The organism is Shewanella sp. 10N.286.51.B8 (assembly GCF_041469325.1).
Classification (GTDB): Bacteria; Pseudomonadota; Gammaproteobacteria; order Enterobacterales; family Shewanellaceae; genus Shewanella.
Genome location: NZ_JBFRKG010000043.1, coordinates 1 through 970, shown reverse-complemented (window position 1 = coordinate 970; position 970 = coordinate 1). Strand labels below are relative to the sequence as shown.

1 protein-coding gene is annotated in these 970 nt (G+C 43.8%); it reads left to right on the top strand.

The window, feature by feature from the left end; genetic code table 11:
• A partial coding sequence (gene tuf, locus AB4160_RS16215; protein ID WP_372005518.1) for an elongation factor Tu occupies nt 1–965 on the top strand: 965 nt, incomplete at its 5' end.
• Nucleotides 966–970 lie beyond the last annotated feature (5 nt).

The window sequence follows — 970 nt, the reverse complement described above, 5'->3', positions numbered from 1 at the left end:
CTCGTCACTACGCACACGTAGATTGTCCTGGTCACGCCGATTATGTTAAAAACATGATTACTGGTGCTGCACAAATGGACGGCGCTATCTTAGTAGTTGCTGCTACAGATGGTCCAATGCCACAAACACGTGAGCACATCTTGCTTTCACGTCAGGTTGGCGTACCTTTCATCATCGTATTCATGAACAAATGTGACATGGTTGACGATGAAGAACTACTTGAATTAGTAGAAATGGAAGTTCGTGAACTTCTTTCTGAATATGACTTCCCAGGTGATGACTTACCAGTTATTCAAGGTTCTGCACTTAAAGCACTTGAAGGCGAAGCAGATTGGGAAGCTAAAGTTGTTGAACTAGCTGAAGCTCTAGATACTTATATCCCAGAGCCAGAGCGTGACATCGATAAGCCATTCCTACTTCCAATTGAAGATGTATTCTCAATTTCAGGTCGTGGTACTGTTGTTACTGGTCGTGTTGAGCGTGGTATCATCACAGTAGGTGACGAAGTAGAAATCGTTGGTGTTAAAGACACAACTAAAACGACTTGTACTGGTGTTGAAATGTTCCGTAAGCTGCTTGACGAAGGTCGTGCTGGCGAGAACTGTGGTGTACTTTTACGTGGTACTAAGCGTGATGACGTTGAACGTGGTCAAGTATTAGCTAAGCCTGGTTCAATCACTCCACATACAACTTTCGAATCAGAAGTATACGTACTTTCGAAAGAAGAAGGTGGACGTCACACTCCATTCTTCAAAGGTTACCGTCCACAGTTCTACTTCCGTACAACTGACGTAACTGGTACTATCGAGCTTCCAGAAGGCGTAGAAATGGTAATGCCTGGTGATAACATCAAAATGGTTGTTACACTAATCTACCCAATCGCAATGGATGACGGTTTACGTTTCGCTATCCGTGAAGGTGGCCGTACTGTTGGTGCTGGTGTTGTAGCTAAAGTTATCGCTTAATAGCG